This window comes from Synechococcus sp. GFB01 (genome assembly GCF_001039265.1).
GTDB lineage: Bacteria > Cyanobacteriota > Cyanobacteriia > PCC-6307 > Cyanobiaceae > NIES-981.
The window spans coordinates 1-3,317 of sequence record NZ_LFEK01000104.1; the positions used below are offsets into that span (position 1 = coordinate 1).

At 68.3% G+C, this 3,317-nt stretch carries 3 protein-coding genes and 1 pseudogene; all 4 read left to right on the forward strand.

Annotated features, from left to right (window positions below):
• On the forward strand, nucleotides 1–232 hold a 232-nt coding region (locus tag SYNGFB01_RS15575), incomplete at its 5' end, for a hypothetical protein (protein ID WP_235300098.1).
• Nucleotides 150–2,014: pseudogene (locus tag SYNGFB01_RS09950) on the forward strand (class I tRNA ligase family protein); the annotation flags it as partial. The gene SYNGFB01_RS15575 and the pseudogene SYNGFB01_RS09950, both read left to right, overlap by 83 nt.
• A gap of 44 nt (nucleotides 2,015–2,058) precedes the next feature.
• Entirely contained in the window at nucleotides 2,059–3,093 is a 1,035-nt protein-coding gene (locus SYNGFB01_RS09955; RefSeq protein WP_152669611.1) for a glycosyltransferase family 39 protein, read from the forward strand.
• Nucleotides 3,060–3,317 (forward strand): hypothetical protein (locus SYNGFB01_RS09960; protein ID WP_048017904.1); only part of this gene is annotated, 258 nt, incomplete at its 3' end. The genes SYNGFB01_RS09955 and SYNGFB01_RS09960, both read left to right, overlap by 34 nt.

Here is a 3,317-nt window from a genome sequence, read left to right on the forward strand (position 1 = left end):
CGCCGAGATCGAGGGCAATATCCTGCGAATCTCCGGTCCCAACCGGTGGTCGATGGACCTGGAGCACGAGCGCGCCAATCCGCTGTTCGAGAGCGAGCGCGACATCGAGCGCGAGCGTGTGCCCGGCGATCCGGGCACCGAGGACATCGGTGCACACGGCCCCGGGGCACGGCGTCGACGACTTCAACACCGGCCGCAAGTACAACCTGCCGGTGCTCTGCCCGGTGGATGAGGCCGGCAATCTCACGGCCGAGGCGGGCCCCTTCGCCGGCACCAATGTGCTGAAGGACGCCAACCCTGCGATCCTCAGCGCCCTGGAGGCGACGGGCCTGCTGCTCAAGCAGGAGCGCTACGAGCACCGCTACCCCTACGACTGGCGCACCAAGAAACCCACGATCTTCCGTGCCACCGAGCAGTGGTTTGCTTCGGTGGAGGGGTTCCGCCAGACGGCCCTCGAAGCCATCGCCCAGGTGGAGTGGCTGCCGGCCAGCGGCCGCAACCGCATCGAAGCGATGGTGAGCGAGCGGGGCGACTGGTGCATCAGCCGCCAGCGCACCTGGGGCGTGCCGATTCCCGTGTTCTATCACCGCACTACCGGTGAGGTGCTGCTCAACCAGGCCACCCTCAGCCACATCCAGGCTCTGATCGCCGAGCACGGCGCCGATGTGTGGTGGGAGCGCGATGAGGCCGCCCTGCTGCCGCCGGCGTATGCCGACGAAGCGGCCCAGTGGCGCAAGGGCACCGACACGATGGACGTGTGGTTCGACTCCGGCTCCTCCTGGGCCGGCGTGCTGGGTGGATCGCCGGCAGCGAGAGCCGTGCACCCGAACTCCACTACCCCGCCGATCTCTACCTCGAGGGCAGCGACCAGCACCGCGGCTGGTTCCAGAGCAGCCTGCTCACCTCGGTGGCCGTCAACGGCCACGCCCCCTACAAGCGGGTGCTCACGCACGGTTTCACCCTCGATGAGAAGGGCCGCAAGATGAGCAAATCGCTCGGCAACGTGGTCGATCCCGCGGTGCTGGTGGAAGGCGGCAGGAACGAAAAACAGGAGCCTGCCTACGGAGCCGATGTGCTGCGGCTGTGGGTGAGCTCGGTGGATTACTCCGCCGATGTGCCCCTGGGGCCGGGCATCGTGAAGCAGCTCGCCGACGTGTACCGCAAGGTGCGCAACACGGCCCGCTATCTGCTCGGCAACCTGCACGACTTCGACCCCGCCCAAGACTCGGTGCGCTGCGAACAGCTGCCGCTGCTGGATCAGTGGATGCTGCAGCGCAGCGCCGCCCTGATCGACGCGGTCACGGGAGAGTTCGAGCGCTTCGAGTTCTACCGCTTCTTCCAGGCGCTGCAGAACTTCTGCGTGGTGGACCTCTCCAACGTCTACCTCGACATCGCCAAGGACCGCCTCTATGTGAGCAGAGCCGATGACTTCCGCCGCCGCAGCTGCCAGACCGTGCTGGCCCTGGTGGTGGAGCGGCTGGCGGGCCTGATCGCGCCGGTGCTGTGCCACATGGCCGAGGACATCTGGCAGAACCTGCCCTACGCGGTGGCCGAGACCTCGGTGTTCGAGCGCGGCTGGCCCACCGCACCCGAGCAGTGGCGNCGTCCCGATCTGGAGACACCGATGGAGCGGATCCTGGCGCTGCGGGCCCTGGTGAACCGTCAGCTGGAGAGTTGCCGCTCAGGCGGACAGCTCGGCGCATCCCTGGAGGCCCAGGTTCAGCTGGAACTGGAGGAGGGCAGCGAGACCACCGCAGAAGCCCTGCGGTGGCTGGAGCAATCCCCCCACCCCAGCGTCGACAACCTGGCCGACTGGCTGCTGGTCTCGAGCGTGCAGCAGGGCGGCGAGCCCCCTGCTGCGATGCTGGCGGAAGCCAGCGAAGGGGGGCTCACCGTGCGGATCGCCAGGGCATCCGGAGCGAAGTGCGAGCGCTGCTGGCACTACGAAACCGATATCGGCCAGCACCCTGCCCATCCAAGCCTCTGCGGCCGCTGCGTGGCGGTGCTGTGCTGAACCCGTCAGCCAGCGCTGTTCCTCCCCTCGGGCGCAACACCTGGATGGGCTGGGCCACGGTCCTCTGGCTGTCGCTGGTCTGCAGCCTCGCCCTGTTTGGGGGACTGTTCACTCTGGCCCCGGTCGACAAGACCGAGGCCCTGCAGATCGGCATCGCCGAAACGATGCTGCGGCTGCAGGAGTGGGTGGTGCCGCAGTGGAATGGCCACCTGTATGCCGACAAACCGCCCCTGCCGTATTGGCTCGCCATGGTGGTCTGGCAGTGGTTCGGACTCACCCCCGAGCTGGCACGGCTGCCGGCGGCGATCTGCGCAACCCTGGGAGTGGCCGTCATCGCCTGGTTGCTGCAGCGGGTGGCCCGTCGTGAGCTGCCCGCTCGTGAGGCCTGGCTGCGGGCAGCCCTGGCCGGCACCCTGCTGGCCCTCAGCCCCGGCTGGATCGTTTTCGCCCACTCGGCCGTCCATGACATCTACCTGAGTGTCGCGATCACGCTGGCCCTGGCCGGCTATGCGATCGGGTTCTGCATGCCGGAGAGCCCTTTCAGACCCCGGCGGTGGGCCGCCTGGATCGGCTTCTGGTGCGGTGTCGGCTTTCTGAGCAAGGGGCTGCTCGGAATCGGTCTTCCCCTGCTGATCATCGGAGCGGATTGCTGTCTGCGAGGCGAGACCCGGCGGGTCATCCTCCGACCGCTGCCGCTGCTGCAGATGGGCACGGCCATGCTGGTGGTGATCAGCCCCTGGTTGGCAGGCCTGATCGCCGGCAGGCGCTGGGACTATCTGCAGGGATTCATCGGGTTCAGCAATCTGCAGCGGGCCACACAGGCCGTTGATGGCCATCACCAGCATCCGCTCTTCTACCTGCCGGTGCTGCTGGCCCTGCTGTGGCGTGGTGGCCGCTGCTGCTGTCCTCGCTGCAGCAGCTCTGGCAGCGGCGCCGGTCCTGGCGGCAGGCTGCAGGCCTGGATCGACTGCAGCAGCTGGCGGCAGTGTGGCTGCTGCTCGGGCTTGTGCTGTTCAGCGCGATCCCCACCAAACTGGCCGGGTACGTGCTGCCCCTCCTGCCGGCCGCCGTACTGCTGATCGCTACGGCGCCCCGCCGTCCAGCCTGGGTCCTGCGGCTGGTGGCTCTCCAGCTGATGCTGCTCAGCCTGGCCCTGCCCGGTTCGCTGATCGCGGCCCGGCGGGGGGCTCTGGGCGATGTTGGCCGAGACCTGCTGGCCAGCCCTGGTGTCGTGACGTGGCTGGGGGCAATCGGGATCCTGGCGCTGGGTGTCGGCATTGCTGGGCTGGCTGTCCTGCCGCGA

Coding starts and splice junctions, on each gene's coding strand:
- SYNGFB01_RS09955 (WP_152669611.1), top strand. CDS start 2,059: ATGGGCTGGGCCACGGTCCTCTGGCTGTCGCTGGTCTGCAGCCTCGCC.